This window comes from Bacillus timonensis (assembly GCF_004799755.1).
GTDB lineage: Bacteria > Bacillota > Bacilli > Bacillales > Bacillaceae_L > Ferdinandcohnia > Ferdinandcohnia timonensis_A.
Genome location: NZ_SLUB01000011.1, coordinates 64,304 through 91,240 on the forward strand (window position 1 = coordinate 64,304; position 26,937 = coordinate 91,240).

A 26,937-nucleotide genomic window follows, 5' to 3' on the forward strand; every position below is an offset into this window, starting at 1 on the left:
TTCAGGTTTTACTAAACAAATAAAATCATTCTACAATAACCGTCGTTTATCTCGGATTTAAGTATCTTTAATTCAAGATATATTATCTAAAAAAATGTCAACACTAAATTGACCTTAACTTTCAACCTTTTCTTTCACTCTTTTTAATAGATCGATCAGAGTATCTACCTCCTGAGAATTTAGTGAATTAAAAACACTATCCACACAATCCTCATGTTCAGGCATGATTCTATTCATCAATTCACTTCCATCAGTCGTTAACGATACATGTATCGCTCGTCGATCATCTGGACAAGCACTTCGCTTTAGTAATCCTTTTTGTTCTAATTTATCGATTACATATGTCATTGAACCACTTGTTACCAATACGCTCTTACCAATTTGATGAATCGTTTGTTTACCTTTATGAAAAAGCACTTCTAGAACCGAAAATTCCGTTATGCTTAAGTTATTTTTCATCATATCATCTCTGATTCTTTCTTGGATCGCTCTAGATGTTTGCATCAAAATTAAAAATGGTTGGTTTGTACATATTCCCGCCATACTCGCACCTCCTCAAAAGAATCTCTAATTCATTTATCTTGAATTCGAGATAATTGTAATACATTAAAAAACATCTGTCAATAAGTTAACTAGCTTTTTTGACTTCAGCATTTAATATATCCTCTGTTTTCAGATCAAGTGTCTTTTCTAATAATTCTATAGTGCGTAATGTTTCTCGAATGTCTTTTTCTGTTACCACGTTTTCAGATTTCTTTTCTTTAATAAGGTTTTTTATAGAAGACCTAAAAGCATTTGTGTTAATTAACCATTCCCCAATTAATTTTTTAGTTGCCACTCTTTCATTTACATCTTTAATACTAAAAATGTTTTGGATTTCAGGTTCTAATAAAGTAATCGTATTCATCTCTGGATGGATTCTTATCCAAAAGTAGTTTACCTGGATATCATAATAGTTCTGTTCTATTAAACGATAATATTCAATTCCTATCTTTATTTCGAAAAAAGGACTTTCTTCTGTTGGGATGCGTAGATCGGCAACATGGACATTTTTCTGGATATCCAAATATGTTTCCAATCCTGACTTGGTATCAATCATTTTTGCATCTAATATTCGCATCATTTTCTATCTCCCCTATCGTATTTATTAGGTGAAACCATAGGTTACTTTATGTAACCAATAGTACACTAATGGTTACTTTTAGTCAACAAGTAATAATTAGTATTGATAGTGGGGGACTTATTATTTTTCAATAGTATTTTTACTACAATCCCTTTAATATTGTCATAATTCATTCATAATATTCCCTTTTTATAATAGTCTGTTTAGGATATAATTTAATTAAACATTATATTACCTTGTTACTTTTTGTGTATATAGATAATTACTAATATAGGAGGTGTATAGTCATGGTAGATAAAGTTGTTCAGGAAAGAGAATGCTCAAAGGTTGAAGAATTATATCATATGATCGGAAAAAAATGGATGGGGTTGATTGTTCATACCTTAATGGAGGAACCAAAACGATTTAGTGAAATACATGCCTCTATTCCTGATTTAAGTAAAAGAATGCTCAACGAACGGATAAAAGAACTTGAAGATTGCGGATTAGTCCTTCGCAACGTCATTACGGATCGTCCCGTACGAACAGAATATTCACTAACCAAAAAGGGACATGAATTAGGTAAGGCTCTAAAGACTGTTGAGGATTGGGCTAATAACTGGTTATGATGATTTCTAAACTCTCACTGCTTGCTCAATCAAGCAGTATTTGTTGAGATAAAAGAGGATGCTATACACATATACAGCATCCTCTTTTATATAGTCACCCTACTTAGAAATTCGCTTTAACAATTCAGCTCTTTCTTTTTCATAGCCTGGTTTACCTAATAACGCAAACATATTCTTTTTATATGCTTCTACTCCAGGTTGATCAAACGGATTTACACCCATTAATAAGCCACTAATTCCACAAGCTTTTTCAAAGAAGTAAACCATCTCACCAAAAGTAAATTCGTCTAGTCTGTCAAGCTCTACAGATAGGTTAGGAACTCCTCCGTCTACATGAGCCAACACTGTTCCCTGTGCTGCATTCTTGTTTACAAAGTCCATTGTCTTTCCAGCTAGATAATTTAAACCATCTAGATTAGATGCTTCCTCCTTGATTGTAATATCAAGCTTAGGTTCTTTTACAGTTACAACTGTTTCAATAAGGTCCCTGCGCCCTTCTTGGACATATTGTCCCATCGAATGAAGGTCAGTAGAGAAGTCAACAGAAGCTGGGTAAAGACCCTTTTGGTCTTTTCCTTCACTTTCCCCAAATAATTGTTTCCACCATTCAGATACGTAATGTAAGGATGGTTCAAAGTTAACTAATAGTTCAATGGATTTCCCTTTTCGATAAAGAGCGTTTCTAACTGCTGCATACTGATAGCTTTGGTTTTCTGCCAAGATAGGATTACTATATTTATCAGCAGCTGCTGCAGCACCAGCCATCATTTTATCAATATCTAGCCCAGCGGTTGCAATCGGCAATAATCCTACAGCTGTTAATACGGAGTATCGGCCGCCGACATCATCAGGGATGACAAAGGTTTCATATCCTTCTTCATTTGCAAGTGTTTTTAAAGCACCTTTTGCGCGATCAGTTGTAGCGTAAATACGTTTTTTTGCTTCTTCTTTCCCATACTTTTTCTCCATATACTCTCGGAAGATACGAAATGCAAGTGCAGGCTCTGTTGTTGTTCCTGATTTTGAAATAACGTTTACTGAAATATCTTTGTCCTTCAGCACATCAAATAAGTGAGAGACATATGTGGCACTGATATTTTGTCCAACATAATAAATCTCTGTTTTGTCATTCATTTGGTTATGGAATGTGTGTGACAAAGCTTCGATTGCAGCTCTTGCACCAAGGTATGAACCACCAATTCCGATTACAACTAAAGCGTCTGAATTGCTTCGAATTCGTTCGGAAGCTGCTTTGATTCTAGCAAATTCCTCTTTGTCGTAGTTATACGGCAAATCAACCCATCCAAGATAATCAGAACCTGGTCCTCTTTTCTCGTGGAGCATTTCATGTGCTACCCTAACAAATTCACTTAAATATTCAACTTCATGCTCTTGCATGAATGATAAAGCGTTAGAATAATCAAATGTAATAGTCATATATATTTCTCCTATTCTTATTTATATTTATGTAGAGAGGGACTTACCGAATGGAATCCCTCTATTCTAGTTGTATTGTCTTAACATTTTTACAGTGCAGATTTCCAATCAGCAGCAAATTTTTCAAGGCCTTGATCTGTAAGTGGGTGCTTAGTAAGTTGCTCAATTACAGAGTACGGAATAGTTGCGATATGAGCACCAGCCAATGCTACACGAGTAACGTGGTCAGGATGTCTTACAGATGCAGCGATGATTTGAGCATCTAGGTTGTGAACACGGAATAACTCAGCGATTTTTGAAACAAGCTGTACGCCATCTTCAGAAATGTCGTCAAGACGACCTAAGAATGGAGATACATATGTTGCACCTGCACGGGCTGCTAAAAGAGCTTGGTTCATTGTGAAGATTAACGTTACGTTCGTTTTAACACCTTTTTTAGAAAGATAACGGGTTGCTTCTAATCCAGCTACAGTCATTGGTACTTTGATTGTGATGTTTTTGTCACCACCGTTGATTTTTAAAAGCTCTTCTGCTTCAGCTATCATTTCTTCAGCAGTTTCGGCACTTGGAGAAACCTCTGCAGATACACTCTCTACTCCTGGCACTGCTTGAAGGATTTCGGCGATGCGGTCTTCGAATTTAACGCCTTCTTTTACAACAAGTGATGGGTTTGTTGTTACACCAGATAAAACACCCATTTTATATGCTTTTTTAATATCATCAAGGTTAGCAGTATCTATAAAGAATTTCATTTTTCATTTCCCCCATTACATTATTTTTTTACGACAGCATGTCCACCAAATTCATTTCGTAATGCCGCTACTACTTTCCCTGTAAAGGTATCATTTTCTAATGAGCGGTAACGCATCAATAGTGACATCGCAATAACTGGAGTAGCAGTTTGTAAATCTAAAGCTGTTTCAACGGTCCATTTCCCCTCACCTGAAGAATGCATGATTCCTTGGATTTCATCCAATTTGGCGTCCTTTGAAAATGCATTCTCTGTTAATTCCATGAGCCACGAACGAATAACGGAACCATTATTCCATACTCTAGCAACTTTTTCATAATCATAATCAAACTCGCTTTTTTCAAGTACTTCAAAGCCCTCTCCAATCGCCGCCATCATGGCATACTCAATTCCATTATGAACCATTTTTAAGAAGTGCCCGCTCCCTGCTTTCCCTGCATACAAGAAGCCATTCTCTACGGCTGTATCCTTAAAAATAGGTTCTACTTGTTCCCAAGCTTCTGGGTCGCCACCAATCATGTAGCAAGCACCATTTCGTGCTCCTTCCATTCCACCGGAAGTACCAGCGTCCATGAATCGTACACCAATTTTCTTTAAATCATTGTAACGTTGGATGGATTCCTTATAGTGAGAATTTCCAGCTTCGATCACAATATCATCTTTATCTAGAAATGGTGCAACTTCATCAATGACAGAATCTACAACTGAATGGGGGACCATAATCCAAATAATTCTTGGCTTCACTAAAGACTCAACTAGTTCTTTATAGCTTGATACCCCTGAAGCTCCATATTTTTTCATTTCATCAACAGCACTTGGGTTCACATCGTATGCCACTACTTCGTGATTGTTATCGATAAGATTTTGTCCTAAGTTTAAACCCATCTTTCCTAATCCAATTAATCCGACCTTCATGTTGTTTTCCTCCAATTGTTTTGTCATTTTTTAAGAGTGTAATAGACTTTTAGTTATTTGAACTACGTTTTCAGTTGTAAAACCAAACTGTTCCATAACCTCAGGGCCAGAACCCGAAGCACCAAATGATTCAATTGATACTATTTTCCCTTCCGTACCAACAAATCGTTCCCACCCCATCGAGATTCCTGATTCGATTGCAATCCGTTTTAAATTGGATGATGGTAAAATGGCTTCTTTATAATCAGATGATTGTTTATTAAATAGTTCCCAACTTGGCATGGCTACTACACGAACAGATCTGTTTTCTTTTTCAAGCTCTTCTTTTGCACTAACAGCTAATGACACTTCAGAGCCTGTCGCAATTAGAATAACCTCTGGAGCTGAATTTGTTTCAGTTAGAACATAAGCCCCTTTTGAAACATTTTCTAGATTTGCTCTTGTTTCGTTATATACCGGTAGGTTTTGACGACTTAAAATCAACGCAACTGGACCTTCTGTTTGTTGAAGAGCATATGCCCAAGCACTTGCTGTTTCGTTAGCATCAGTTGGTCTCATCACTGTAAGCCCAGGAATTGAACGAAGCGCTGCTAAATGTTCAACTGGCTCATGTGTAGGACCATCTTCACCTACAGCAATTGAGTCATGTGTAAATACATATGTGACTGGAAGTTTCGAAAGTGCTGCCAGACGGATAGACGGACGAAGATAATCATTAAATACAAAGAATGTACTTACGAAAGGCTTCACCCCACCATGATAGGCCATACCGTTTGCAGCTGCACCCATTGCGTGCTCCCTTACACCAAAGTACACATTTCGAGCACCATAAGATTCCACAGCAAATTTTTGTTCTCCCTTAATATCTGTCATAGTAGATCCAGAAAGGTCTGCACTTCCTCCAAACATAGCAGGAACTGATTTTACGTAATGGTTAATCGCTTCGCCGCTTGCGACACGGGTTGAAACACCTTTACCTGTTTCAAAGGTTAAAATGTCGTTTGCATCAATTAGAACTTTTCCAGTAATCGCATTACCAAGTTGTTCAGCTAATTCCGGATACTCTTGCTGATAAGCACGGAATAAATCATTCCATTTTTCCTCAACATCCATTCCCTTATTCTTTAAATCCTTAAAATGAGCTTTCACGTTTTCTGGAACAAAGAAGTCCTCTTCATAATCCCAGCCATAAGCTTGCTTCGTTGCCTTCGCTTCCTCAAGCCCTAGCGGTGCGCCATGTGCTTTATTGCTACCCGCTACTTTCGGACTTCCATACCCGATGATGGTTCTGACTTCAATAATGCTTGGTTGATGAGGATTTTGTTTTGCTAGGTTGATTGCGTTTGAGATTGCTTCTAGATCATTTCCATCTTCCACTCTTATATAGTGCCAGTTAGCAGATTCTGCTCTTTTCTCAATATCTTCAGAAAAAGAAACATTCAAGTCACCATCAAGGGAAATATCATTTGAATCATATAGGACGATTAATTTACCTAGTTTCATATGCCCAGCCATTGACATTGCTTCATAGGATATACCCTCCATGAGGTCTCCGTCTCCTACTAAAGCATATGTATAATGATCAATGATAGGGTAGTTCTTCTTATTAAATTTAGCGGCGAGATGCGCTTCTGCCATCGCCATTCCAACAGCATTAGCAATCCCTTGTCCTAATGGTCCCGTTGTTGCCTCGACACCGGAAGTATGACCAAATTCAGGATGTCCTGGCGTTTTGCTGTTTAATTTTCTGAAGTTCTTTAAGTCATCAATAGTGACATTATATTCTGCTAAATGAAGTAAACTGTATAATAAGCTAGATCCGTGTCCGGCTGATAAAACAAATCGATCACGGTTAAACCATTTTGGATTTTCAGGATTATGATTCATATGTTTTGACCATAATGCATAGGCCATTGGTGCTGCGCCCATTGGCAATCCTGGGTGACCGGAATTTGCTGCATTGATAGCATCAATCGATAAAGTTCGTATTGTTGTCACGGCTAAGTTCTCAATATTTTGTTTCATGGTTTCCCCCTAAATTTTTTTATTTCATTTCTACTAATTCTTTGGCTTCTTGCTTTTCAATTCTTTCATCTAACCACCATTTAAATCCATGCTCTTCTAACAATAAATCGGATGCCATTGGACCATTTGAACCTGACTGGTATTCATGTAGTGGAACAAGGTCTTCTTCAAATGCATCAAGGATTGGTTGAACCCACTCCCAAGACAACTCAACTTCCTTCCAATGTGCAAAGAATGTTGAATCTCCAATGAATGCATCATGAATGATTCTTTCGTATGCTTCTGGTATTCCACTTCCTGTAGTTTCACTCGAAAATTCAATTCGGACAGGCTCGATATTCCCATTATTAGTCGGATTTTTACTATTTAACTGAAGAGAGATATTTTCATTGGGACTGATTTCAACTATTAATAAATTAGGCCCAATTTTTTGATTCGTATTTTCATAATGTGAATTCAATGTGTTTTTAAATTCAATGACGATACGAGTTGATTTTTCCTTCATTCTTTTCCCAGTTCGGATATAAAAAGGTACACCCTTCCAGAATGGATTATCGATCAAGATACGTGCCGCGATAAATGTATCTGTTTTGGAAGAAGGATTTACTCCCGGTTCGTCTCTATACCCTAGAACCTGGTTACCATTACTCTCCCCTAGCCCATATTGCCCGCGAATGATATTCAGGTGAACATCTTCTTTATTCATTGGACGAATCGCTTCCATTACCTTACGTTTTTCATTTCGAATTTCCGATGCATTCATCTTTTTAGGTAAGGACATGGCTGTCATCATTAACATTTGTAGCATATGATTTTGAACCATATCACGAATTGCTCCAGCTTGATCGTAATAGCCTGCTCTTGTCTCAACACCCACTGTTTCACTCGCTGTAATTTGAACATTTGCAATGTGATCCTTGTTCCAGATAGATTGTAAGATTGGGTTTGCAAATTCAAGAGCTTCAAGGTTCTGAACCATTGATTTCCCTAGGTAATGGTCAATCCGATAGATTTCTTCTTCCTCAAATGCACCGCTTAGTTTTTCATTTAATTCACGAGCCGACCCGAGATCATGCCCGAATGGTTTTTCGATCATCAATCGTTTCCAGCCAGTTGAATTACCAAGCCCACTCTCTTTGATGTTTAAAGCAATAACGTCGAAAAATTCTGGAGCTACTGAAAGATAAATTACTCGATTTACCTTTATTTTCAGTTCTGCTTCTCGTTGCTTAACCAGATCGAGTAATGGTTTATACCCTTGTTTATTGGTAACATCGAGTGCCTGATATCGAAATGAATCCAGAAATCCCTCCAGATCATCAGGATCATGTTCAAGACGACGCGAGAAAGAAAAGATGGATTCTTTCACTCTGTCTTGAAAGTCTCTTTGAGAAAGTTCAGCTCGTCCAAGACCAATTATTGATATAGGTTGTGGTAATTTATTATCAATAAACAGGTTGTACAGAGCAGGAAAAATCTTTCTTTTTGCTAAATCACCTGTTGAGCCAAATAATACAAAAGTCATTGATTCCAATTTAAGTCCTCCTAAGTACGTGTATATGAAGGTTGTAACCTCAAAGCTAATGTTGTAAATCATTTACACAAGTTATCTATGTCTGACTACTATAGAGTTATCCTTGTTACGATCCAAGGTAATGTATTTATCAGTCATTCCGAGAAATAACCCATTTTCCATAACGCCAGGTATTAGGTTAAGCTCTCTTTCTAATTCTTTATGATTCGGCTTATCGGGTATACGACAGTCAAGAATATAGTGACCATTATCCGTTCGAAATGGACCTCCCTGAACTTGTCTTAAATGGGGGATAAGCCCAAGTTCTTGTATCTTTTTCTTTGTCAGTTCAAAACCAAAAGGTAAGACTTCAACTGGTAATGGGAAAGATCCTAATTTGGCAACATTTTTATCCGGGTCAGCAACTACTATAAAAGTCTTAGCTGCATGTGCGATGATTTTTTCCCGTAATAGGGCACCACCGCCCCCTTTGATGAGATTTAATTCAGGATCTACCTCATCAGCGCCATCAATAGCCACATCAATTTGTTTAACCTCGCTAAATGAAATAAGTGGGATTCCGAATTCCTTAGCTAGTTTTTCAGTTTGTTTTGATGTAGGAATTCCTTTAATCGAAAGTCCATTTCGAACGAGTTCTCCAAGTTTAGTAAGGGTATAGAACACTGTCGTTCCAGTCCCTAGACCAACTACCATTCCATCTTTTATATAATCTAAAGCTTTTTCTCCAACTTCTTTTTTCTCATTCAAAGGATACTTACTCCTTTCCTATCTGGAGATTCCACTTTTATTTTAATTTTGCCATTGTTTCTTAATTTGCTCTTCCGCGATACGGAATATTTGACTTTGAGGTGTGCCTTTCTTAACAATGACGTTGGTTAGATATTTTTTGCCTTTATATTCAAGGTTCAAGGTTACCTCAACCATATAATTCACTCCTATCTGAAAAATATTTATTTTGTATATCTTTTTATAACAAGTTACTATTAGTAATCAAAGTTACTTTATGTAACCAATAATAACTCTCATATTATTTATAGTCAAGAAAAATATCTTGAATTCAAGGTATTTTTTCAAAAAAACTCTCACCGCTTAAACAGTGAGAGTTTTCCCAAATCTTTCAAGTCCCTATTCAATGTAGCTAACAAGCTCTGCAATTGGTTTGCGGTATCCCCTAGGTCTTCGGCTAGACACCTTTTCTTTTCCAATCGTTATCATCATAACCACTTCTTGTTCAGGACTAATATTTAATATTTCCTTTACGGCCTGTTGATCAAACCCAATCATCGGACAAGTATCCCAGCCTTTATCTTTAGCTGCGAGCATAAACATCATCGCAGAAAGTGAAGCATTCCGAATGGCTTCATCTTTTTGAAACACTTCACCTCTGCTTGTATATAATGAAGTAATATCATCAATCTCGTGATCATATTCCTGTTTGTTGAGGATTCCTAACATCAGGAGGCCCTCGTTTATTTTTGCAGCGTCTCGATAGGCATTAGTATCCCCTGTTACAATAATGACTGCAGAAGATGAATGTACTTTATATTGACCATATGCCGCCGTTCTTATCTTCTCTTTAACCTCTGAGTTTGTAATAACAACATAGTGAGCATGTTGTAGATTAAAAGCTGTTGGAGCAAATTTTACTAATCCAAAAATTTCGTCTAACTCTTCTTTTGTTATTGGATGATCAGGCAAGAAATTACTTGCTGATCGTCTTGCTTTTACTAAACTACTAAATTCCGTCACTCGTTTCACCTCAAATGATAAAAGTTAAAAACCATATTCTTCCTCTTTAGCCTTTCTTATCAAATCCACTGCATGATATGTCTGGACTGTGTCATCTACTAACCGATCTAAGCGGAAAAGTATATCATCGTTAATGATTTCTTTCCGTAAGAAGTCATTTTCTTCAATAAATACATACGTTGGAACGATTTGAGCTTTCATATACGCTAAAATTGGCTTTAATTGTTGCTCCACCATTAAATAATGCTTCGCTGTACCAGCTGTGACGACAACACTTACGACCTTGTCGCGGAAAGCATTAACTGGTAGTAGGTCGAAGATATTTTTTAATGTTGCAGGAATCGATGCTTGGAAGGTTGGTGTTCCAATAATAATGGCATCTGCCGACATAATCGTCTCTGTCACATATTTTGTATCTCCTTCATATTCGAAGTAATTACGGCCATCGCTAAATTCCAATTTATAGTCGGCTAAATCAAGAAGTGTGACTTCATGTTTTGGGAATTTTTGCTTAAGTATTTCCACAGTTTTAAGCATTGCAGTTTTTGTTTTTGAGCCGACAATTGAGCCTGCTAGTGCTACGATTTTCATAGGTTGCTCTCTCCTTTTTATTTAGCTGTATATTTTTTGATCGCAGGAATGATGTCGTTCCCAATGATTTCAATATTTTTCATGATTTTCTCGTAAGGTACCCCACCAAAGTCGATTTCTGCCATAAAGCGCTGCATTCCGTAAAGCTCATATTGGTAAAGCAATTTCTCGATAATCTGCTGTTTGCTACCAACCATTAATGCATCACGAGTATCTGGTGCTTGAGCAAATTGTTGCTTTGGATAGCCACTACCACGAATCGCTTGGAATCCCCCATTAATATGTGGGTACATTCCTTGTAACGCTTCTTGTGTTGTATCTGCTACATAAAATAAGCTTGTTGTTGCAATAGGTAAAGTCTTTGGATCATAGCCACTGCGTTCAGCTGCTTCACGATATGCATCAACAGAAGGCTTAAAATTGATAGCAGGTCCACCTAATGTCGTCAGCATCATCGGAATTCCCATGTAACCTGCTTTAATGGCACTTGCAGGTGGACCACCTACAGCACGCCAAATTGGAAGCGAGCCATTTTTTGGCTGCGGCAGAATTTCTGCATTTTGTAGTGGTGGACGGTATTCACCTTGCCATGTAATTCGCTTTTCTTCATTAATTTTTTTCAGCAGTTCTAATTTCTCTTCAAAGATTTCCTCATAATCCTGTAAATCAACGCCAAGCAGGTGATAGGCACCTACACGAGACCCGCGACCAGCAACGATTTCTGCACGACCATCTGAGATTAAATCAATTGTGGCGAAATCCTCGTACACACGCACAGGGTCAGAAACACTTAGTACAGTTGCTGAGCTAGAAATCTTAATTTTTTTTGTAGCTTGGGCAATGGCACCCAAAACAACGGTATGTGCTTGTGTGGTGAAATACGTTTGGTGACTTTCACCAACGGCAAATACGTCAATACCTGCTTGCTCTGCTATTTTACTTGCTTCGATAAGCTCATTAATTCGTTGTCCTGCAGAAATTCGCTCACCTGTTAGGGGATTGGGGATGTGATCCCCCAAGGAATATAGTCCAAATTCAATGCCTTTTGTAGGATCGATGCGGTATTTTTCCATTGTTAATCCTCCTCAATTGGTTTTAAATTTTCTTCGATTTCAACACGTCGTTCTTCTAAAAATGGCGGAAGATCTAATGCTTCACCGAGGGTTTCGATATCCCCATCAATTGTGAAACCAGGTCCGTCTGTTGCAATTTCAAATAAAATACCGTTTGACTCACGGAAGTATAAGCTCTTAAAGTAGAAGCGATCCACAATGCCAGATGTATGGAAGCCACGTGCTCGAACCTGTTCATCCCAGTAGGTAAGCTCAGCTTCATCTTTCACACGAATCGCTAAATGATGAATACTTCCGCGTCCAGGTCGTTCAGTAGGTCCATCTAAAAATTTCACAACGATTTCTCCAAATACTTCGCCTTGGATGGATTGGAAAATGGCTTCATCTTCTGTACGTGAAATTTGTGTATAACCAAACATCTCTGTTAGAGTTCTAGCTAATTTATCAAGTCTGCGAACAGTCATTTCCACTGAACCCATTCCTTGAATTTGGTGTTCTTCTGGTACAATTGATTTTTCCCACGTATCCCAGTGTTCAACCTTTTCACCGTTTGATACTAGTAACACCATACGCAATCCTTCTTTATCTTCAAAATGCAAGGCTGGCTTGTTGGCGTATGTTGTGATGTCACTGTGTTGTACACCATATTCTTCAAAACGCTTTTTCCAAAAAGTTAAGCTACTTTGAGTTGGCACAAGCAAACCAATTCGAGTAATGGCATTTGTGCCTCGGTGTGTCCTCCCAACAGGAGGAATTTCAAAAAATGATAGCTCTGTACCGGGACTTCCAGTTTTATCTCCATAAAATAAGTGATACATCGATGGATCATCCTGGTTTACTGTCATTTTCACACGTCGTAGTCCAAGCACTTCACGATAAAAATGGTTATTTTGTTTTGCGTCCTTTGTAATCATTGAGATATGATGATGCCCTGGAATTGTATACATAGGTAATCTCTCCTTTTATCATTTGACTAGTCAAGTGACATGGTAAAAAAATTATCTTGTCTGCATTTTCTTTTTTTCGCTATTTTTTTGTACACGTGACATGAGCGTATACAATATTTTTTGTTCTTCCTTAGATAAACATTCATCAAAGAAAGACGACTGAAATGCAAGCTGTGCTTCAAACGCATGATCTAGTTTTTCACGGCCTTTTTTCGTTAACGAAATAGTTTTTGTCTTCCAATCTTGCTTTCGTTCAATGAGTCCTTCTTTTTCAAGGCGAGTCAGCATGCGCGAAATACCGCCCTGTGTCACCGTAACTTTCTCGGCAAGCTCACTTTGCGTTATTGGCTCGTATGTTGAAATTTGCATTAATACATCAAATTGTGCAGAAGTTAAATCAAACTTCTTTAAAAAATCATTTGATAGTAAGTTACTTTGATGTGTGAATCGAGTAAGTCGCAACCAGATTAATGAACCACGTGTATTTTTTTGCATAGCCCTGTGTCACTCCCTTTCGTTAATATCACTTTACCACTCAATTGATAACAACGCAATAAAAATATCTCGAATTCAAGATAATTTATTACCAATCAAAAAATGATAAAAAATTTTTACCATACTGCGCGAAAATAGTTGTTAAATGAATGGATAGGCCCCATCCCATACAACTTTTCGATAATGATCTGCATCCGTGTCACCTTCTGTGCTGATAACAAGAATTTTTGAATTTTGATCCAGTTTCAATGAATTTTTCAAATCATTTTGCAATCTTTTTTCAGCTAATAGACTAACTAATCCTATACCTACTGCTGCTCCAGATTCACCTGAGACAATATGGGGGTCACAACCTAATGGGTTTGCAAGAATTCGCATACCTCGTGCGGCTACATAATCCGGGCAAGAAACAAAAACGCTGGCATAATCTTTTAAAATTCCCCAAGACGTTTTACTTGGTTCCCCACATGCTAAACCTGCCATAATCGTATTCAAACTCCCCGTCACAGCATGAGGCTTCCCATCGCCAACCTTCATAGATTGATATAGACAATCGGCTTGATCTGGTTCAACTATTACTGTAACAGGATGTTCATCTCCAAATTTCTCTACTAAATATCCGAGCACACTCCCCGCAAAAGAACCAACTCCCGCTTGTAAAAATACATGTGTTGGTCGATCATCGTTAGCTTCAGCAATCTGTTCCATTGCTTCATCTATGATTGTGAGATAACCCTGCATGATCCAAGCAGGAATCTCTTCATACCCATCCCAGGCCGTATCCTGTACCAAGACCCAATCATTTTCTTTCGCCTTCTGGCTCGCCAACCTAACAGTATCATCATAATTTAAATCTGTGATAGAAGCTTCTGCACCTTCTTTTCTAATATTGTTTAATCTTATTTCCGAAGAACCCTTTGGCATATAAACGACCGATTTTTGTCCAAGCTGATTTGCAGCCCATGCGATTCCTCGTCCATGATTTCCATCCGTTGCAGTTACAAAAGTAATATCCCCCAATTGCTCTTTTATTTCTTCACTTCTTAATTTTTCAAAAGATAGTTCTGAAATATCGACTTTTACTCTTTTTGCTAGATATTTACCCACAGCATAGGATCCACCTAATACTTTAAAAGCATTTAGTCCAAATCGATAGGATTCATCTTTAACCCAAATATGATTAACCCCAAATTGTTTAGATAACGTATCCAAACTATGAAGGGGCGTTACTTTATATTCTGGAAAACTTTCATGAAAATTTCTTACCTTTTCCACTACTTCCCCATTTAAAAATACTGCAGATGCTTTCTCGGAATCTGTATTCCTTGTAATTTCATTTACAAAATATTGAATTCCCGTTTTTATTTCTGTTACTTTCGTCATATTCAATCTCCTTAGTAAAATGGTTTGTTCAAAGAAACAGTGATAATCCTTACTCTCTTTATATGTAAGACACTTCCCTAAATTCCATTCCAAACTTTTTCTAAAAGAAAAGGCGTTAAAGACAAGTTTTTCACTAAAAGTTGTCTTTAACGCCAGTTCGAATTTGAATATATATAGTTTCTTAATTATAAAAAGACCTTCATTGGCCTCTATCTACTTTTCACAAGTAATTCAACTGCTTCTTTTACAAGTTCCTCCGTGCTTTCCCCTTTTTCATCCGCGTTACGTACACATGCAACGAGGTTGGAGCTTACCACTACTCCAATTGTTCGATCAATAGCAGTACGGGCTGCGGATAGTTGAGTAATAACGTCTTTACAATCTTTATTTTCTTCCATCATTCTTAATATTCCACGTAATTGACCTTCGATGCGTTTTACTCGGTTCTTTACCTTTTCATCGTATTCCATGTAAATTGCCCCCTTTCATCATAGGGTTGATGGTTTCTCCTATTTTACTGCTAAATTTCCGAGAAGTTTACGAGAATCACTCATTGTATATCCTGTCACTTGAAATCCTTTACGTCTTAAAATACGGATAGCGACGTTTTTCTCAAGTCTTGTCGAAGCCACGACATGAACCTTTTTATCAGGTATCTCATAACAATACCTTTCCAAATAAGCCACAGGAATATTAATTGATTTCTCGATTACATCTTTGTATGATATATTGTAATCTCTTACATCTATGATCTCAATATCCGAAAGATTCACTTTCATCTCATCATTGCAGCGTACACCAACTACTGGGAAATACCTTTTATAAAATTCCCATACTATAAATAGTATCAAAAGAAAAAACAAAATCAATAGCATAGCAACCCCCTTAACGCGCAATAAATTAAGGAAACACTGTAGATATATTTTATACCCATATGGGTATATTGTCAATTAACTACTTTTTCTCAAAAAAAACCCGCCTATGGCGAGTTGAATATATTAAAAACGTCATTCGTACATTGTGTTGAACATATAAACTTATTTTAAAGAATATCCATCCAAATCTTCACTGCCGTTGCAGCGATTAAGATTGCCAGAATAATTTGTAAAACCTTGGTGTTCATCTTCTTCCCTGCGATTGCACCTAGAGGGGATGCAATTAAGCTTGCCACGATCATAATTACTGCTGGAACATATTCAATTTGTCCTGTCGTGATTTTACCTACAGTAGAACCAATTGATGAAATAAAGGTAATTGCAAGTGAAGATGCGATTGTCATTCTTGTAGGAATTTTTAAGACTACGAGCATAATTGGCACTAATAAGAATGCACCCGCTGCTCCAACAATTCCAGCACCAAGCCCTACGATAAAGGCAAGTGATGCAGCTAGCCATTTATTAAACGTAACTTGGTCAAAAGGAACATCATCTACATTCTTTTTCGGAATGAACATCATGATTGCAGCAATTAATGCTAACACACCATAGACAACGTTAATACCACCCTCTGACATAAATTTAGATCCAAATCCACCAACGAAACTACCTACTAAAATACTTATCCCCATATAAAGAATAAGGGATTTATTTAAATAGCCACCTTTTCGATAAGCCCATACGCCACCGATGGTTGCAAAAAACACTTGAACCGCACTAATCCCTGATACCTCATGGGCACTAAAAGCTGCTAAACCAAATAAAGGCGGAATATATAATAGCATTGGATACTTGATGATAGATCCACCGATTCCTAACATACCTGAAATATACGAACCAATAAAACCAATTAAAAAGATTGTAATGATAAATGTAAAATCCATTCCATGTTGCCTCCTTTTAAGAAAAGGGAACCCTATACGGTTCCCTTTATGGTTGATTACGCCTTTTTAATCCAAAACTTTAATACTTCATTATCTGCTTCGTGGTTTAGTAGTTCATGACCACCAGACTTAGCCCAAGCAGAAAGATCATTGATTGCACCTTTGTCAGTTGCGTGTACTTCAAGTACTTGTCCTGATTCAATTTCATTTATAGCTTTTTTCGTTTTTACAATCGGCATTGGACATGCGAGTCCTTTTGCATCTAATACCTTTGCTACATCCATTAATTAACGCCTCCTATCCATAAATTTGTACTTAGCGAACCGCACAGCGGTTTGGTCCGATTTCCATTTCACGTTGTTTTTCTTCATCAGGAGAGACTTTCCCCATATTTGTTTCACGAATCTCTTGATATGCATTTGGTTGTGGTGGTAAGTTTTCTGTTACGATTTTTCTAAATTCTGCTTCGTCCGCAATATTTAAACCATGGTTCTTCGCAAACAGTGTTCCTAGTTTTTCAGATACACTTCCATCTTCATTTAATTCATCGATGATCATGAAGTGAGCTGGTAATACAACTAGGTCATCAGATAATTCTCTGTATCTGTTATAAAGAGTTTCTCTTAGATCTCCTACCCAATCCTGCGCTAAACCAGCAAGGTCTGGTCTACCGATTGAATCGATAAAGAGAATATCACCAGATAGTAAATATTTTTCATCAACAACGAAAGAAGTAGAACCAATTGTATGACCTGGAGAATACAATGCATGAATATTAATAGTTGTATTTCCGATTGTCACATCTTGCCCTCCCTCTAATGCTGCGTATTCAAACGTTACTTCAGTTGCATCTTTAGGTGGTAACCAATATGTTGCATTTGTAGCCTCTGCGATTTTTCGTCCTCCAGAAATATGGTCAGCGTGTAAGTGAGTATCAAAAACATGGGTAACTTTTGCACCCTTGCTATCAGCAAATTCAAGGAAAATATCCGTCATACGAGTTGCATCGATAATCGCTGCTTCACCATTAGAAACCACCATGTATGATAGACAACCTTTTCCGATACGAACAAATTGATAGATTTCTCCACCATCTTTTAAGTCGCCCACTTTAACCGGCTCTAAATGCTCACTCCACGCCTTCATACCACCTTTTAGGTATGAAACAGTTAGCCCAGCTTCTGAAAGCATGTCAGCTACCATGACAGATGACCCTTCTTTTGCACAAACGACTAAGATATCCTTATCCTTTGGTAGTTTTTCAAGGATTTCCTCAACTCCGTCTAGTAGTTCAAAGTAAGGAATGTTTAAATAGTCGAAGTTTTCACCTTCAATTTTCCAATCGTTAAAATCACTCTGGTTACGTACGTCTAAGATAAATAAGGATTCTTTATCGAATACTTTTTTTGTAACATCTTTTGCAGTCATTACATTAACAGTCATTTTCCATTTTACCCCCTACGGTATATTTTTTTCGAAAAAAAATTAGTTTTTAATACTTGTTGTGTTCCCAGTCCATTTACTCATTCCAGGAAGAACATTAATTACATTTTTAAATCCTTTTTCTGTAAGCTTTTGTGATGCTAAATCACTTCGGCTACCCGTGCGACAAATTACATAAATCTCTTTTTCTTCATTTAGTTCATTTATTCTTTCTTCTAGGTCTCCTAACGGAATGGAGACTGCTCCAGGGATATGATTAAATGCATATTCAGCAGCTTCACGAACATCAAGTACAAGAATATCTTTACCAGAAGAAATAGCAGCTTCTAGTTCTTCGTTTGATGCTACATTTAGGTGTTTCTTTTCTACAGCCTCTTCACTGTTAGCTTTACGAATATAATGTTTTAGTACATCGCCTTCTTCTAACGTTCCAAGATATTGGTGCCCAGTGCTCTCAGCCCATGCTTTTAGATCTGCTTTCGATCCCTTATCAGTAGCTTGAACCTCTATAACCTGTCCGCCTTCTAGATTAGTAATTGCTTTTTTAGTTTTAACGATTGGCATCGGACAAGCTAATCCCTTTGCATCCAACACGAAGTTTGTTTTTAATGTTTCCATTTTTGAACCTCCCAAAAATTCTACAAATTTTCATGATCATAAAGGTGTATATACCTATCTTGTTACTTATACCTATACCGGTATAAAATTATTCAAAAGAATTATTCTACGTCGCCTTCCCATGCAAGCATGCCGCCTACCATGTTAATGACTTTAAATCCTTGGCCTTCAAGAAATTGTGAAGCACTACCACTTCTACCACCGGAACGGCAAACCATCACATATTCTTTAGACTTATCAAGTTCATGCATACGGAATTCGATTAATCCTAATGGGATATTGACAGCACCTGGAATTTTCCCTGCCGCAACTTCATCCACTTCACGAACATCAATGATATTTAATGTTTTACCTTCGTTTAGTAATGTTTCAACTTCTTTTGCTGTTAGTTGTTTCATTTTATTTTCCTCCCATTTATTAAAAATCTGGTATAAAGATCCTTATCTCCAGGAGCTTACGCCGCCTTTAACATTCGTAATATGCTTAAAACCTAATTTCTTTAATTGCTTGCTAGCTTTTTGACTTCTCATACCACTTTGGCAAATCACAACTACTTCTTTATCCTTTGAAAGTTCATTCGCTTTTTGTGCAAGCTGATGAAGTGGCATATTTTTAAAACCTTTTATATGATAGCCCTTGAACTCACCAGGAGTACGAACATCGACAAATTGCTTGTTTTTGTCCTTTAATTCATTTTTCAATTCAACTGTGGTAATGTTTTTAATTCCTTTTGTAGGAACAAAACGTTGTACGATAAAAATTACAATGAGTGCAAATATGATGTAATTGATATATTCCATGTTCTAATACCTCCTGTTTTGAATGGGATTACCCGCATATTTTTAGATAAACAGGTTCACATTTCCATTTTCTGCATCGCCTAAATATGCTGCAACACCTGCTAATTCAACATTGTCTAAAAGTTCTTCTTGTTTAAGTCCAAGTAAATCCATTGTCATTGTACAAGCAACAAGCTTTATATCTTGCTCTTGTGCCATTTCAATAAGTTGCGGTAATGGCAAAGCATTGTGTTTTTTAATAACATCTTTAATCATTTTTGGCCCTATACCTGCCATATGCATTTTTGATAGTCCGAGTTTATTTGCACCCCTAGGCATCATCTTGCCAAACATTTTTTCAATGAAGCTTTTATCCGCTATAATGTCTTCATCTTTACGCAACGCATTTAATCCCCAAAAAGTATGGAAAATCGTCACTTCATGATCATATGCTGCTGCACCATTTGCAATAATATAGGCAGCCATTACCTTATCATAATCACCGCTAAATAAAACAATCGTTGTTTTTTTTCTTTCCGTCATTCTTTTTCCTCCCCGTTTTCTCCAATGATTTAGGTTTTTTTAGTATTTTTACCTTTACCCCTATGGGTATGATATTAACCAAAATAAAAGTGGGTGTCAACCCTCTTGGTTTCTATTACTATTAAATCAGCGTGATGAAACTCACATGTCATATATTATACCCTCACGGGTATGTTGTCAACAAATAAATTAATAACGTTACATACATCAAAAATTTTTTGTTAAGTCCACAATAAGAATCAGTTAAGGTCCCTTTTAGAAGTATCTGCAATTAATTAGCAAGAATTGAACTAGCACAGCCACCTAGACAAAGAACATATGATAAGTAGATGGTTAACAAAAGGAGGACAAACATGTATTTGAATCAATTTGGTCCGTATTATTATGATTTGTATCGTATGCCAAATGATAGTCAACTTGTAAATGATATTCAAAAAGCTATTAATGGAGAGTATAGTGCTATTGCTTGTTATAAGGAGTTAGCTAAGATGGCACCTTCAAATGATGAACGGGACAGAATTATGGAGATACGAAAGGATGAAGTACGTCATCTCGAAGAATTCAGCAGAATTTACACAAATTTAACAGGAAAAAATCCATCTTATCAACTCATTGAGAAATGTCCTAATACGTATAAAGCAGGATTAGAATTTGCGTTTAAAGATGAGCAAGAAACTGTTGATTTTTATTTAGAGATATCAGATAAAGCGCAGGATCCAAATATTAAAGAAAGGTTTCGACGTTCGGCTGCAGACGAACAAAAGCACGCTGTATGGTTTTTGTCTTTTTTTAATCATCCTAAGGGAACAAACATCAATCGGCAAATAAATAATTACGGGGCTAAAGGGGCATTAAGTGCCTCCATTTTAACGTTACCGCAAATGTTGACATATTCCCTTCTAGATGAATACCTTGCTCAAGCAAGATACGATGATATCCTAAGAAACTTTGGATATAACAGGAGTTTTACACAAATAAAAGAAGCTGAAAAGGGACATATAAATGCTTTAATACCACTTTTTCAACGCTATCAAGTACCATTACCTGAAGATTTATCGCAGGCATTCGTTACAACTCCAGAAAGTATTAAAGCAGCATATGCTGCCGGTGTTCAGGGGGAAATAGACAATATTTCTATGTACGATAGGTTTCTATCTCTTACATTACCTAACGATGTGCGAACCGTCTTTTCTCAACTACGTAAAGCCTCTTTGAATCATCTTGCAGTTTTTGAAAAAGGTCTTGAAAGATAAAAAAATCATATTTAATTAATGTGAAAAGTGAGTGAAGTTATAAGATGGAACAAGCCCTTTTTGATAAAGGCTGGTTTCATCATAGAAGTTACAAATTTAAGAATTACTCGTTACTCTAACTCTACAAGGATTCGGAAGCTTGCCTTTCCTTCACGGGCTCCAAGGTAAATCCCGTACATCGGTCCGCCACCCGCTTCGCCGTCGTCAAGGTCCTCACCTAGTGACCCATTGTTAATCCCAAAAGCTTTATCAATATAATACTTGGCTGATTTTGTTTAGAATCGAAGAAAATATTAAGTAATAGAAAAAGGACTGAATCCGTATTAGATCCAGCCTTTAGACTTCTTATTATGTAGTTCCTATACTATACTGTATTACAAATTAAAAAGGAGGGGTATTAGTATGAATGACAAAAAAGATGTCTTAGATAATGGTCCTTTTTTTCACGGTACGAAAGCAAAACTAAAAATTGGAGATTTATTAGAACCACAACACTTATCAAATTACCAAGAGAAAAAATCTAACTATATATATTTTACTGCAACATTAGATGCTGCTAAATGGGGGGCTGAATTAGCAACATCTAAATTAAAAGAAAGAATTTATATTGTAGAACCATTAGGTAATTTTGAAAATGATCCGAACTTAACAGACAAAAGATTCCCGGGAAACCCTACACGTTCTTATAGATCTAAATCTCCTTTGAGAATAATAGCTGAATTGGGTTCATGGGAAAGACATTCCGATGAAGAGATAAATCATATGCTTACATCTTTAAAAACGTTACGTGAACAGGGAAAGGCTATAATCTACGATTAATCATAATATCTATTAAGTAGTGATTTTAGAAACCAAAAATCAACTTGCTATTGCACTTGGTTTTTGGTTTTGGCATTTGCAAGTGATTAACGGCTAAAAAAGTAAAGGGTTTTGGAGAAAAGAGTGAAAAAGTGATTGATCCCTATTAGATAAGGGAGGAGGTATATCTATAAATAAAAAGACTGAATCCGTATTGGATCCAGTATTGCCCTGCCAAAAAGTCCTTCCCCGCCTTTCTCTCCCTCTCACTCCCCTCAAACCCTTGCCGCTCTGAGCTCCATCCCTCTTATCTCGCCTTTCTTCTTCCCTCCATTATGTTATATTGTTCTTCCCCAAAACCCCCATTTTTGCCCTCTTTTTTCCGTTCTGGCTTGTATCGAATATTTTGACAATGTTAAAAAGTTCTTCCCAAAATGGAGAGAAGAATCAGGAGATAAGACGGGAAACGAATCCATTTTGGGACGGTTTTACAGTTAGGAACCACACAGAATAGAGATTGAATATTACGTTTAAAAAGAACCACTTTCTCGGAGAGAATGAGCACTCGTCTCGGGAAAATAGAGCCACTTTAACGGAGGGAGAACCACTTCCATATTTATAAGCGCCCACAGTAGAGGATATTAATCCTCCACTACGAGCGCATGTTGGGTTATTCTAGATTAGTATTTAAAGAATAACTCAATATAATCCCTGTGTTTATCGTAGGCTGGGCGATCATCGAAGTTCTTATATATATTACTATGAAGTTCCGGATAAGGAACATGTTGTCCCTCATGAGTCAATCCATTTACTTCCTTTCTTAGTTCAACCATCATCTCTTCCAGTTTCCTTGAGTATACTAGCAAATCAACGATTAGTTGAGCGTTATACATCTGTTCTCTTCTCAAAATATTTTCATCATCAAAATTTGGCTCTTTCATTAAACCATGACTTCCTTTTCGGTTTAAGTCTAATTAAATATCAGGGATTTTCCAAGATCAATTATTACTCTTTAAGCCATGACGTTCCCGCATAGAAACTTGTCCATCTATGAAAATAGTGTAGGAGTCATGTACTATACGATCTAATATCGCATCCGCAATAGTTGATTCACCAATTCGTTCATACCATCCTTCAGGTGCAAATTGAGAACAAAAAATGGTAGAGGCGGTTTGGTGTCTACTTTCGATAATCTCTAGTAAATCCCTTTCTTGAGTGTTTTCTAAGGGGGATAATAGCCATTCATCCAATATGAGCAAATCTACCTTTTTATATTGCTTAATAGTTTTTTGAAAGATCCCTTGACCACGAGCAACCGCAAGTTCCTCCAGAAGATCTGGTAATCTAACATACTTTACCTTGTGGAATTTCCTGCAAGCTGAAACTCCTAATGCGCTAGCTAAATAGGATTTTCCGTTTCCAGAGGCTCCTAATATCATAACGTTATGGCAATCTTGAATGTACTGACATTCAGCAAGACGGAGAATTAATGACTTATCTAGCTTTCTATCTGGAAGATATTCAATATCCTCTACACATGCATTACTGTAGCGGAAATTTGCAGTCTTTATTAATCTATCTAACTTATTGTTTTTCCTTTTAGAATATTCAATGTCTACTAGTAAACTAAAGCGGTCATCAAAGGACAAATCTTGATAGTCAGGATTAGATAATTGATTAATATATGTTTCGGCCATGGCAGAAAGTCTCATCTCATTTAATTTCACAATTGTGTTGTCATTAGTCATTTCGTTTTCCTCCAAAGTATTCTGCACCTCTAGTAAACCCAAAAGATCCAGATTGTTTTTTAGTTGTTAATTTTTTCTTTACATTCTTATTTTCAAAGCCTTTATCAGTACCATGGTTTAAAATAGTTTTAATACTATTTAGTTTTGGTGCAGGTGAATAATGTAATGCCTGACGGCATGCGTCTTCCAATCGTTCCAAAGAAAACTGGTCCGCAAGCTTAATAATACCCATACACATCTTTTGTGCTTGACGCTCTGCCTTATAAGTAGCAAAAATGCCATTTATCACTTTTTTTGTATGTTCTCCAACTTTTTCCGCCCAATCAATGATATGATTTTTATCCCATTCCACGAACATTCGGTGGTTTTCAGGCATATGTTCAGGAATAGTAAAAGATTCTTCCTTTAGTCCTGTTCGCCTCATATGAGAAGCAATTCGAATGTGATTAAAGAATATTTCAATAATTTTTGAAGTGATACGGATATCCACCTCATGTTTGACATATTCATATGGTACCGAGTAATGCATATTATCTATTCTTATGTGATAATCAAAGGGTACGGTAGCTGTTTTCCAGGTAGCTAGTTCGTACTGTTTAACCGGTAATGGTAGTAGAGCAAACTTTTCTTCCTCGATGAAGGCAAGTTTCCTACTACCTGTTTTTTTCTGAAATGGTTTTTGATTGTACTCCTCTAATTTTTGTTGAATCGCTTCATTTAGCTCATTAAGCGTGAAAAAGGTTTCATTTCTTAAGGCAGCAATAATCCAGGTGGACACTATCCCAACATTTCCTTCTACGCTAGGTTTATCTTTTGGGCGACGGACCCTCGCGGGGACGACTGCAGCACCGTAATATTCAGCCATCTCATAATAAGATCTATTTATTTTTGGATCCCAATAGCTAGACTTATCAACACCTGTTTTCAAATTATCTGGTACTATGATACTGGCAATCCCCCCAAAAAACTGAAAGGCATGAATATGGGCTGTAATCCAGTTTTCTAGATTTTGTGATAGGAAAGCCTCCACATAGGTGTATTGACTACAAGGAAGAGTAGCGACAAATATATAAGCCGGTATTTTTTCTCCCGTAATATTATCCTTTAGAAAAGCGGTTTGACCAGCCCAATCCACCTCCATCAGCTCACCGGGCTTGCGCTTTATTCTTAACGTAGCCTTAGTTGTATTCGCATATTTTCGATAGTGGTGGCAAAACTGCGTATACATATAAGGTGTTTCCCCAGTCTGGTAGCAAGTCCGGCAATACTCCTCCCATAGAAGCGTTAAGGTGACACCTTTCTTTGCCAGCTCTTTATGAATGTACTCATAATCTGGCATACGATGATTTTGCGTCTTGGACTTATTAGGAAATAGATAACCTTGTAAGTCACCATCCGTAACATCATCTTGTAGAGGCCAAGAAATATCACATTCAGCGGCACGTTCTAATACTGTTGTGATCGTATTCCTGGAACATCCACAACTGGCCGCAATATTTCTCTTACTCATTCCGTGACTATGCAGCCTTAAAATTTCCCGATACTTAACCAAAAAAATACCCCCTATAATTAAGAATTCACTGAATAGTCAGTGTATCTTAAATTATAGGGGATGGTTCTCTCTCCGAGAAGGTGGTTCTATTTTTCCGTGATAGTGGTTCAATTTGTCCGAGAAGATGGTTCTGTTTGAGTGAAATATTCAAGATTGAAAATCCTACGGATTTATGGATTGGGGAGACGACTGAAACCCTTATTGGACAAGGGATTGGAAGAGTATTTAACAAATAAAAAAGACTGGATCACTATTGGATCCAGCCTGGACTCGTATTGATTTTACTATTGAATATTGATTGAGTACATATTGTTCGCCTGCTCTTATTTCGTCACTCTTCCTTCCGCTCTGGATACCAACTATTTAGCAGTAAGTACCGACTTTTTAGCTTAGGGAAGAGGAATAAGACAGCTACATATCCAGCTGTTCAGATGAAAAAAAGATGGAAACTATCTTATAAATTTTTTACCGTTATTGCATTATTTAAGTTCGTCTTTTAGAAAAAATAAATGGAAACCAATTTAAATAGAGCTGACTTAATAAAGTCAGAAACTAAAATAACCTTTATTTATTGCTACTAGAACCTTATCATATAAAATGTTGAATAAGTAAAAATAATTAAATTTCCCTTAAGTTAATCCTCCCCCACCTATAACATTTATAATAAGAAGAAAGTAGAAAGTGGTATCAAGCGTTCGAAGAAGGGGCTGAGAAATCAAAATGGCTGGTATATGGATAAAAAGAAGCCAGTTAATTGGCAGGACAAGTGAGATAATTGGATATAAATCGGGTTTGGGACTAACCCGTAAAGAATTTGAAGAAATTATACCTGATATCTATCACAATTTATGGTTTGGAAAAGATGAGGCATTATTAAGGATTAGATCAGAGGAATTCGAAAATTTAATCAATCATCTATTATATAAGATCGGCAATACCCTTAGTCCTTCCAATGTACCTTCTACCATATCTTTATTTAAAAAATACAGAAATGACCCTGAAGCCTTAAATATGTACCAAGACTTAGCAAAATTATTTATTACCTTTCTAGGTAAGATATCGAAAGAAATGAAAGATGCTAAGCATAAATCGGTTAATCCAGAACCCTTTGTAAGAGAAGCAAAAAGAAATATGGATTGCCTGGAGTATTAATGTCTATAGAAATAATGGAGGGATTTAATTTAGACTTACACAAAAGCCCTTGGGGAAAAATTAGACAAATTGACTGGAAAGATATCGCACAACTTAAGGACCTTTTCCAAAGTGAGTCTCTTGAAACCTTATATGGTAAATTCATTGATCAGCGATATATTGACTTCTTGAGCCACAATTTTGATTCTATCGGGGAAATTAATTGGAGAAAGTTTGAAGCTTTAACTTGTGAATTCTTTGAAAGACAAGGATACTATGTAGAAATTGGGGAGGGCCGGGACGATGACGGAATAGATGCACTGGTTTGGTTAAAGGAAAACGATAAATCCGTGCCTCCCACAATCCTTATTCAATGCAAGAGATATAAAACAAAGATTGAAAAAATGGTGGTAAAGTCCCTTTGGGCTGATATTCAGGAATACGAAGCAGAATCTGGACTTATCGTTACCACTAGCTCCCTCTCTCTGGGAGCGGAGAAAGTATGTACAGCAAGAAATTATCCAATTTCCCAAGCAAATAGAGAAACTTTAAAACAATGGATTAGGGTTATGAGAACTCCTTATAAGGGTGTTTTCTTAGCTGAATAAAGCAAAGACCGCAC

The 26,937-nt window shown here is 36.9% G+C and carries 32 protein-coding genes; 5 read left to right on the plus strand and 27 right to left on the minus strand.

What is annotated here, in order from left to right; all coding sequences use genetic code 11:
• Positions 1–114 precede the first annotated feature (114 nt).
• Positions 115–543: a MarR family winged helix-turn-helix transcriptional regulator gene (locus E1I69_RS08615; RefSeq protein WP_136379202.1), complete on the minus strand. Its 429-nt coding sequence runs from the start codon at positions 541–543 to the stop codon at positions 115–117.
• Between the two features lie 85 nt (positions 544–628).
• The gene (locus tag E1I69_RS08620; protein WP_136379203.1) at positions 629–1,123 is read right to left on the minus strand and encodes a hypothetical protein; all 495 of its coding nucleotides are present in this window, start codon (positions 1,121–1,123) and stop codon (positions 629–631) included.
• A gap of 287 nt (positions 1,124–1,410) precedes the next feature.
• On the opposite strand from E1I69_RS08620, the gene E1I69_RS08625 reads away from it, so the two are divergent.
• Complete coding sequence (locus E1I69_RS08625; RefSeq protein ID WP_136379204.1) at positions 1,411–1,731, plus strand: winged helix-turn-helix transcriptional regulator; 321 nt, start codon at positions 1,411–1,413, stop codon at positions 1,729–1,731.
• Between the two features lie 99 nt (positions 1,732–1,830).
• Here the strand turns inward: E1I69_RS08625 and E1I69_RS08630 are convergent, their stop codons facing one another.
• The 22 genes from E1I69_RS08630 to E1I69_RS08735 all read right to left on the minus strand — a co-directional run bounded on the left by E1I69_RS08630 (position 1,831) and on the right by E1I69_RS08735 (position 19,833).
• On the minus strand, positions 1,831–3,168 hold the full coding sequence (locus tag E1I69_RS08630; protein WP_136379205.1) for a glucose-6-phosphate isomerase: 1,338 nt from the start codon (positions 3,166–3,168) through the stop codon (positions 1,831–1,833).
• A gap of 89 nt (positions 3,169–3,257) precedes the next feature.
• Complete coding sequence (gene fsa, locus E1I69_RS08635; protein ID WP_136379206.1) at positions 3,258–3,920, minus strand: fructose-6-phosphate aldolase; 663 nt, start codon at positions 3,918–3,920, stop codon at positions 3,258–3,260.
• 20 nt (positions 3,921–3,940) lie between these two features.
• Entirely contained in the window at positions 3,941–4,834 is an 894-nt protein-coding gene (gnd, locus tag E1I69_RS08640) for a phosphogluconate dehydrogenase (NAD(+)-dependent, decarboxylating) (RefSeq protein ID WP_136379207.1), read from the minus strand.
• A gap of 30 nt (positions 4,835–4,864) precedes the next feature.
• A complete protein-coding gene (tkt, locus tag E1I69_RS08645) occupies positions 4,865–6,859 on the minus strand; it encodes a transketolase (RefSeq protein WP_136379208.1) in 1,995 nt (664 codons plus the stop codon).
• A 19-nt stretch (positions 6,860–6,878) separates the two neighbouring features.
• On the minus strand, positions 6,879–8,393 hold the full coding sequence (gene zwf / locus E1I69_RS08650; protein WP_136379209.1) for a glucose-6-phosphate dehydrogenase: 1,515 nt from the start codon (positions 8,391–8,393) through the stop codon (positions 6,879–6,881).
• 72 nt (positions 8,394–8,465) lie between these two features.
• Complete coding sequence (gene rpiA, locus E1I69_RS08655; protein ID WP_136379210.1) at positions 8,466–9,140, minus strand: ribose-5-phosphate isomerase RpiA; 675 nt, start codon at positions 9,138–9,140, stop codon at positions 8,466–8,468.
• A gap of 42 nt (positions 9,141–9,182) precedes the next feature.
• The gene (locus E1I69_RS08660; protein ID WP_116353964.1) at positions 9,183–9,317 is read right to left on the minus strand and encodes a BA3454 family stress response protein; all 135 of its coding nucleotides are present in this window, start codon (positions 9,315–9,317) and stop codon (positions 9,183–9,185) included.
• A gap of 201 nt (positions 9,318–9,518) precedes the next feature.
• A complete protein-coding gene (locus tag E1I69_RS08665; protein WP_136379240.1) occupies positions 9,519–10,142 on the minus strand; it encodes a nitroreductase family protein in 624 nt (207 codons plus the stop codon).
• A gap of 24 nt (positions 10,143–10,166) precedes the next feature.
• Positions 10,167–10,733: an NADPH-dependent FMN reductase gene (locus tag E1I69_RS08670; protein WP_136379211.1), complete on the minus strand. Its 567-nt coding sequence runs from the start codon at positions 10,731–10,733 to the stop codon at positions 10,167–10,169.
• A 17-nt stretch (positions 10,734–10,750) separates the two neighbouring features.
• On the minus strand, positions 10,751–11,806 hold the full coding sequence (locus E1I69_RS08675; RefSeq protein WP_136379212.1) for an LLM class flavin-dependent oxidoreductase: 1,056 nt from the start codon (positions 11,804–11,806) through the stop codon (positions 10,751–10,753).
• A gap of 2 nt (positions 11,807–11,808) precedes the next feature.
• Entirely contained in the window at positions 11,809–12,753 is a 945-nt protein-coding gene (locus E1I69_RS08680; RefSeq protein WP_136379213.1) for a ring-cleaving dioxygenase, read from the minus strand.
• Between the two features lie 51 nt (positions 12,754–12,804).
• Positions 12,805–13,248 carry a MarR family winged helix-turn-helix transcriptional regulator gene (locus E1I69_RS08685; protein ID WP_136379214.1) on the minus strand — a complete coding sequence of 148 codons (444 nt, stop codon included), beginning with the start codon at positions 13,246–13,248 and terminating at the stop codon, positions 12,805–12,807.
• Positions 13,249–13,389: 141 nt separating this feature from the next.
• Positions 13,390–14,631: a diaminopropionate ammonia-lyase gene (gene dpaL / locus E1I69_RS08690; RefSeq protein WP_136379215.1), complete on the minus strand. Its 1,242-nt coding sequence runs from the start codon at positions 14,629–14,631 to the stop codon at positions 13,390–13,392.
• 209 nt (positions 14,632–14,840) lie between these two features.
• Complete coding sequence (locus E1I69_RS08695) at positions 14,841–15,101, minus strand: metal-sensitive transcriptional regulator (protein ID WP_136379216.1); 261 nt, start codon at positions 15,099–15,101, stop codon at positions 14,841–14,843.
• 39 nt (positions 15,102–15,140) lie between these two features.
• Positions 15,141–15,506: a hypothetical protein gene (locus E1I69_RS08700; protein ID WP_136379217.1), complete on the minus strand. Its 366-nt coding sequence runs from the start codon at positions 15,504–15,506 to the stop codon at positions 15,141–15,143.
• 167 nt (positions 15,507–15,673) lie between these two features.
• Positions 15,674–16,450 carry a sulfite exporter TauE/SafE family protein gene (locus E1I69_RS08705; RefSeq protein WP_136379218.1) on the minus strand — a complete coding sequence of 259 codons (777 nt, stop codon included), beginning with the start codon at positions 16,448–16,450 and terminating at the stop codon, positions 15,674–15,676.
• Positions 16,451–16,506: 56 nt separating this feature from the next.
• The gene (locus tag E1I69_RS08710) at positions 16,507–16,734 is read right to left on the minus strand and encodes a sulfurtransferase TusA family protein (RefSeq protein ID WP_136379219.1); all 228 of its coding nucleotides are present in this window, start codon (positions 16,732–16,734) and stop codon (positions 16,507–16,509) included.
• A gap of 31 nt (positions 16,735–16,765) precedes the next feature.
• Positions 16,766–17,893, minus strand: a complete 1,128-nt coding sequence (locus tag E1I69_RS08715) for an MBL fold metallo-hydrolase (RefSeq protein ID WP_136379220.1) — start codon at positions 17,891–17,893, stop codon at positions 16,766–16,768.
• 42 nt (positions 17,894–17,935) lie between these two features.
• Positions 17,936–18,511 (minus strand): sulfurtransferase TusA family protein, encoded by a 576-nt coding sequence (locus E1I69_RS08720; RefSeq protein ID WP_136379221.1) that lies wholly within the window; start codon positions 18,509–18,511, stop codon positions 17,936–17,938.
• 101 nt (positions 18,512–18,612) lie between these two features.
• Positions 18,613–18,909 (minus strand): rhodanese-like domain-containing protein, encoded by a 297-nt coding sequence (locus E1I69_RS08725; RefSeq protein WP_136379222.1) that lies wholly within the window; start codon positions 18,907–18,909, stop codon positions 18,613–18,615.
• A gap of 42 nt (positions 18,910–18,951) precedes the next feature.
• Positions 18,952–19,311, minus strand: coding sequence for a rhodanese-like domain-containing protein (locus tag E1I69_RS08730; protein WP_136379223.1), 360 nt, complete (start codon positions 19,309–19,311; stop codon positions 18,952–18,954).
• 42 nt (positions 19,312–19,353) lie between these two features.
• Positions 19,354–19,833 carry a DsrE/DsrF/DrsH-like family protein gene (locus E1I69_RS08735; RefSeq protein ID WP_136379224.1) on the minus strand — a complete coding sequence of 160 codons (480 nt, stop codon included), beginning with the start codon at positions 19,831–19,833 and terminating at the stop codon, positions 19,354–19,356.
• A 353-nt stretch (positions 19,834–20,186) separates the two neighbouring features.
• Between E1I69_RS08735 and E1I69_RS08740 the strand changes: the two genes are divergently transcribed.
• Both E1I69_RS08740 and arr read left to right on the plus strand, forming a co-directional pair.
• Positions 20,187–21,086: a ferritin family protein gene (locus E1I69_RS08740; RefSeq protein ID WP_207308524.1), complete on the plus strand. Its 900-nt coding sequence runs from the start codon at positions 20,187–20,189 to the stop codon at positions 21,084–21,086.
• A gap of 402 nt (positions 21,087–21,488) precedes the next feature.
• Entirely contained in the window at positions 21,489–21,905 is a 417-nt protein-coding gene (gene arr / locus E1I69_RS08745) for an NAD(+)--rifampin ADP-ribosyltransferase (protein ID WP_136379225.1), read from the plus strand.
• A gap of 659 nt (positions 21,906–22,564) precedes the next feature.
• On the opposite strand, the gene E1I69_RS08750 is transcribed toward arr, so the two are convergent.
• Genes E1I69_RS08750 through istA form a run of 3 tightly spaced genes read right to left on the minus strand, consistent with a single transcriptional unit; the run spans position 22,565 to position 25,184 of the window.
• Entirely contained in the window at positions 22,565–22,825 is a 261-nt protein-coding gene (locus E1I69_RS08750) for a hypothetical protein (RefSeq protein WP_136379226.1), read from the minus strand.
• Between the two features lie 57 nt (positions 22,826–22,882).
• The gene (gene istB / locus E1I69_RS08755; protein ID WP_136379227.1) at positions 22,883–23,632 is read right to left on the minus strand and encodes an IS21-like element helper ATPase IstB; all 750 of its coding nucleotides are present in this window, start codon (positions 23,630–23,632) and stop codon (positions 22,883–22,885) included.
• Entirely contained in the window at positions 23,625–25,184 is a 1,560-nt protein-coding gene (gene istA, locus E1I69_RS08760) for an IS21 family transposase (RefSeq protein ID WP_136379228.1), read from the minus strand. Before istA ends, istB begins: the two co-directional genes overlap by 8 nt.
• Before the next feature lie 720 nt (positions 25,185–25,904).
• Between istA and E1I69_RS08765 the strand changes: the two genes are divergently transcribed.
• Both E1I69_RS08765 and E1I69_RS08770 read left to right on the plus strand, forming a co-directional pair.
• A complete protein-coding gene (locus E1I69_RS08765) occupies positions 25,905–26,336 on the plus strand; it encodes a hypothetical protein (RefSeq protein WP_136379229.1) in 432 nt (143 codons plus the stop codon).
• Positions 26,321–26,923, plus strand: a complete 603-nt coding sequence (locus tag E1I69_RS08770; RefSeq protein WP_136379230.1) for a restriction endonuclease — start codon at positions 26,321–26,323, stop codon at positions 26,921–26,923. The genes E1I69_RS08765 and E1I69_RS08770 overlap by 16 nt, the downstream gene beginning before the upstream one ends.
• Positions 26,924–26,937 lie beyond the last annotated feature (14 nt).

What these genes read in the sequence shown, in the direction of transcription:
- E1I69_RS08695 (WP_136379216.1), bottom strand. Translation starts at nt 15,101, where the DNA reads ATGGAATACGATGAAAAGGTAAAGAACCGAGTAAAACGCATCGAAGGT.
- tkt (WP_136379208.1), bottom strand. Translation starts at nt 6,859, where the DNA reads ATGAAACAAAATATTGAGAACTTAGCCGTGACAACAATACGAACTTTA.
- istB (WP_136379227.1), bottom strand. Translation starts at nt 23,632, where the DNA reads ATGACTAATGACAACACAATTGTGAAATTAAATGAGATGAGACTTTCT.
- E1I69_RS08715 (WP_136379220.1), bottom strand. Translation starts at nt 17,893, where the DNA reads ATGACTGTTAATGTAATGACTGCAAAAGATGTTACAAAAAAAGTATTC.
- E1I69_RS08620 (WP_136379203.1), bottom strand. Translation starts at nt 1,123, where the DNA reads ATGATGCGAATATTAGATGCAAAAATGATTGATACCAAGTCAGGATTG.
- arr (WP_136379225.1), top strand. Translation starts at nt 21,489, where the DNA reads ATGAATGACAAAAAAGATGTCTTAGATAATGGTCCTTTTTTTCACGGT.
- E1I69_RS08670 (WP_136379211.1), bottom strand. Translation starts at nt 10,733, where the DNA reads ATGAAAATCGTAGCACTAGCAGGCTCAATTGTCGGCTCAAAAACAAAA.
- E1I69_RS08750 (WP_136379226.1), bottom strand. Translation starts at nt 22,825, where the DNA reads ATGAAAGAGCCAAATTTTGATGATGAAAATATTTTGAGAAGAGAACAG.
- gnd (WP_136379207.1), bottom strand. Translation starts at nt 4,834, where the DNA reads ATGAAGGTCGGATTAATTGGATTAGGAAAGATGGGTTTAAACTTAGGA.
- E1I69_RS08700 (WP_136379217.1), bottom strand. Translation starts at nt 15,506, where the DNA reads ATGCTATTGATTTTGTTTTTTCTTTTGATACTATTTATAGTATGGGAA.
- E1I69_RS08725 (WP_136379222.1), bottom strand. Translation starts at nt 18,909, where the DNA reads ATGAAACAACTAACAGCAAAAGAAGTTGAAACATTACTAAACGAAGGT.
- E1I69_RS08680 (WP_136379213.1), bottom strand. Translation starts at nt 12,753, where the DNA reads ATGTATACAATTCCAGGGCATCATCATATCTCAATGATTACAAAGGAC.
- E1I69_RS08765 (WP_136379229.1), top strand. Translation starts at nt 25,905, where the DNA reads ATGGCTGGTATATGGATAAAAAGAAGCCAGTTAATTGGCAGGACAAGT.
- E1I69_RS08740 (WP_207308524.1), top strand. Translation starts at nt 20,187, where the DNA reads ATGTATTTGAATCAATTTGGTCCGTATTATTATGATTTGTATCGTATG.
- E1I69_RS08630 (WP_136379205.1), bottom strand. Translation starts at nt 3,168, where the DNA reads ATGACTATTACATTTGATTATTCTAACGCTTTATCATTCATGCAAGAG.
- E1I69_RS08730 (WP_136379223.1), bottom strand. Translation starts at nt 19,311, where the DNA reads ATGGAATATATCAATTACATCATATTTGCACTCATTGTAATTTTTATC.
- E1I69_RS08710 (WP_136379219.1), bottom strand. Translation starts at nt 16,734, where the DNA reads ATGGATGTAGCAAAGGTATTAGATGCAAAAGGACTCGCATGTCCAATG.
- E1I69_RS08625 (WP_136379204.1), top strand. Translation starts at nt 1,411, where the DNA reads ATGGTAGATAAAGTTGTTCAGGAAAGAGAATGCTCAAAGGTTGAAGAA.
- E1I69_RS08660 (WP_116353964.1), bottom strand. Translation starts at nt 9,317, where the DNA reads ATGGTTGAGGTAACCTTGAACCTTGAATATAAAGGCAAAAAATATCTA.
- E1I69_RS08685 (WP_136379214.1), bottom strand. Translation starts at nt 13,248, where the DNA reads ATGCAAAAAAATACACGTGGTTCATTAATCTGGTTGCGACTTACTCGA.
- E1I69_RS08720 (WP_136379221.1), bottom strand. Translation starts at nt 18,511, where the DNA reads ATGGAAACATTAAAAACAAACTTCGTGTTGGATGCAAAGGGATTAGCT.
- E1I69_RS08735 (WP_136379224.1), bottom strand. Translation starts at nt 19,833, where the DNA reads ATGACGGAAAGAAAAAAAACAACGATTGTTTTATTTAGCGGTGATTAT.
- fsa (WP_136379206.1), bottom strand. Translation starts at nt 3,920, where the DNA reads ATGAAATTCTTTATAGATACTGCTAACCTTGATGATATTAAAAAAGCA.
- E1I69_RS08675 (WP_136379212.1), bottom strand. Translation starts at nt 11,806, where the DNA reads ATGGAAAAATACCGCATCGATCCTACAAAAGGCATTGAATTTGGACTA.
- E1I69_RS08615 (WP_136379202.1), bottom strand. Translation starts at nt 543, where the DNA reads ATGGCGGGAATATGTACAAACCAACCATTTTTAATTTTGATGCAAACA.
- E1I69_RS08705 (WP_136379218.1), bottom strand. Translation starts at nt 16,450, where the DNA reads ATGGATTTTACATTTATCATTACAATCTTTTTAATTGGTTTTATTGGT.
- dpaL (WP_136379215.1), bottom strand. Translation starts at nt 14,631, where the DNA reads ATGACGAAAGTAACAGAAATAAAAACGGGAATTCAATATTTTGTAAAT.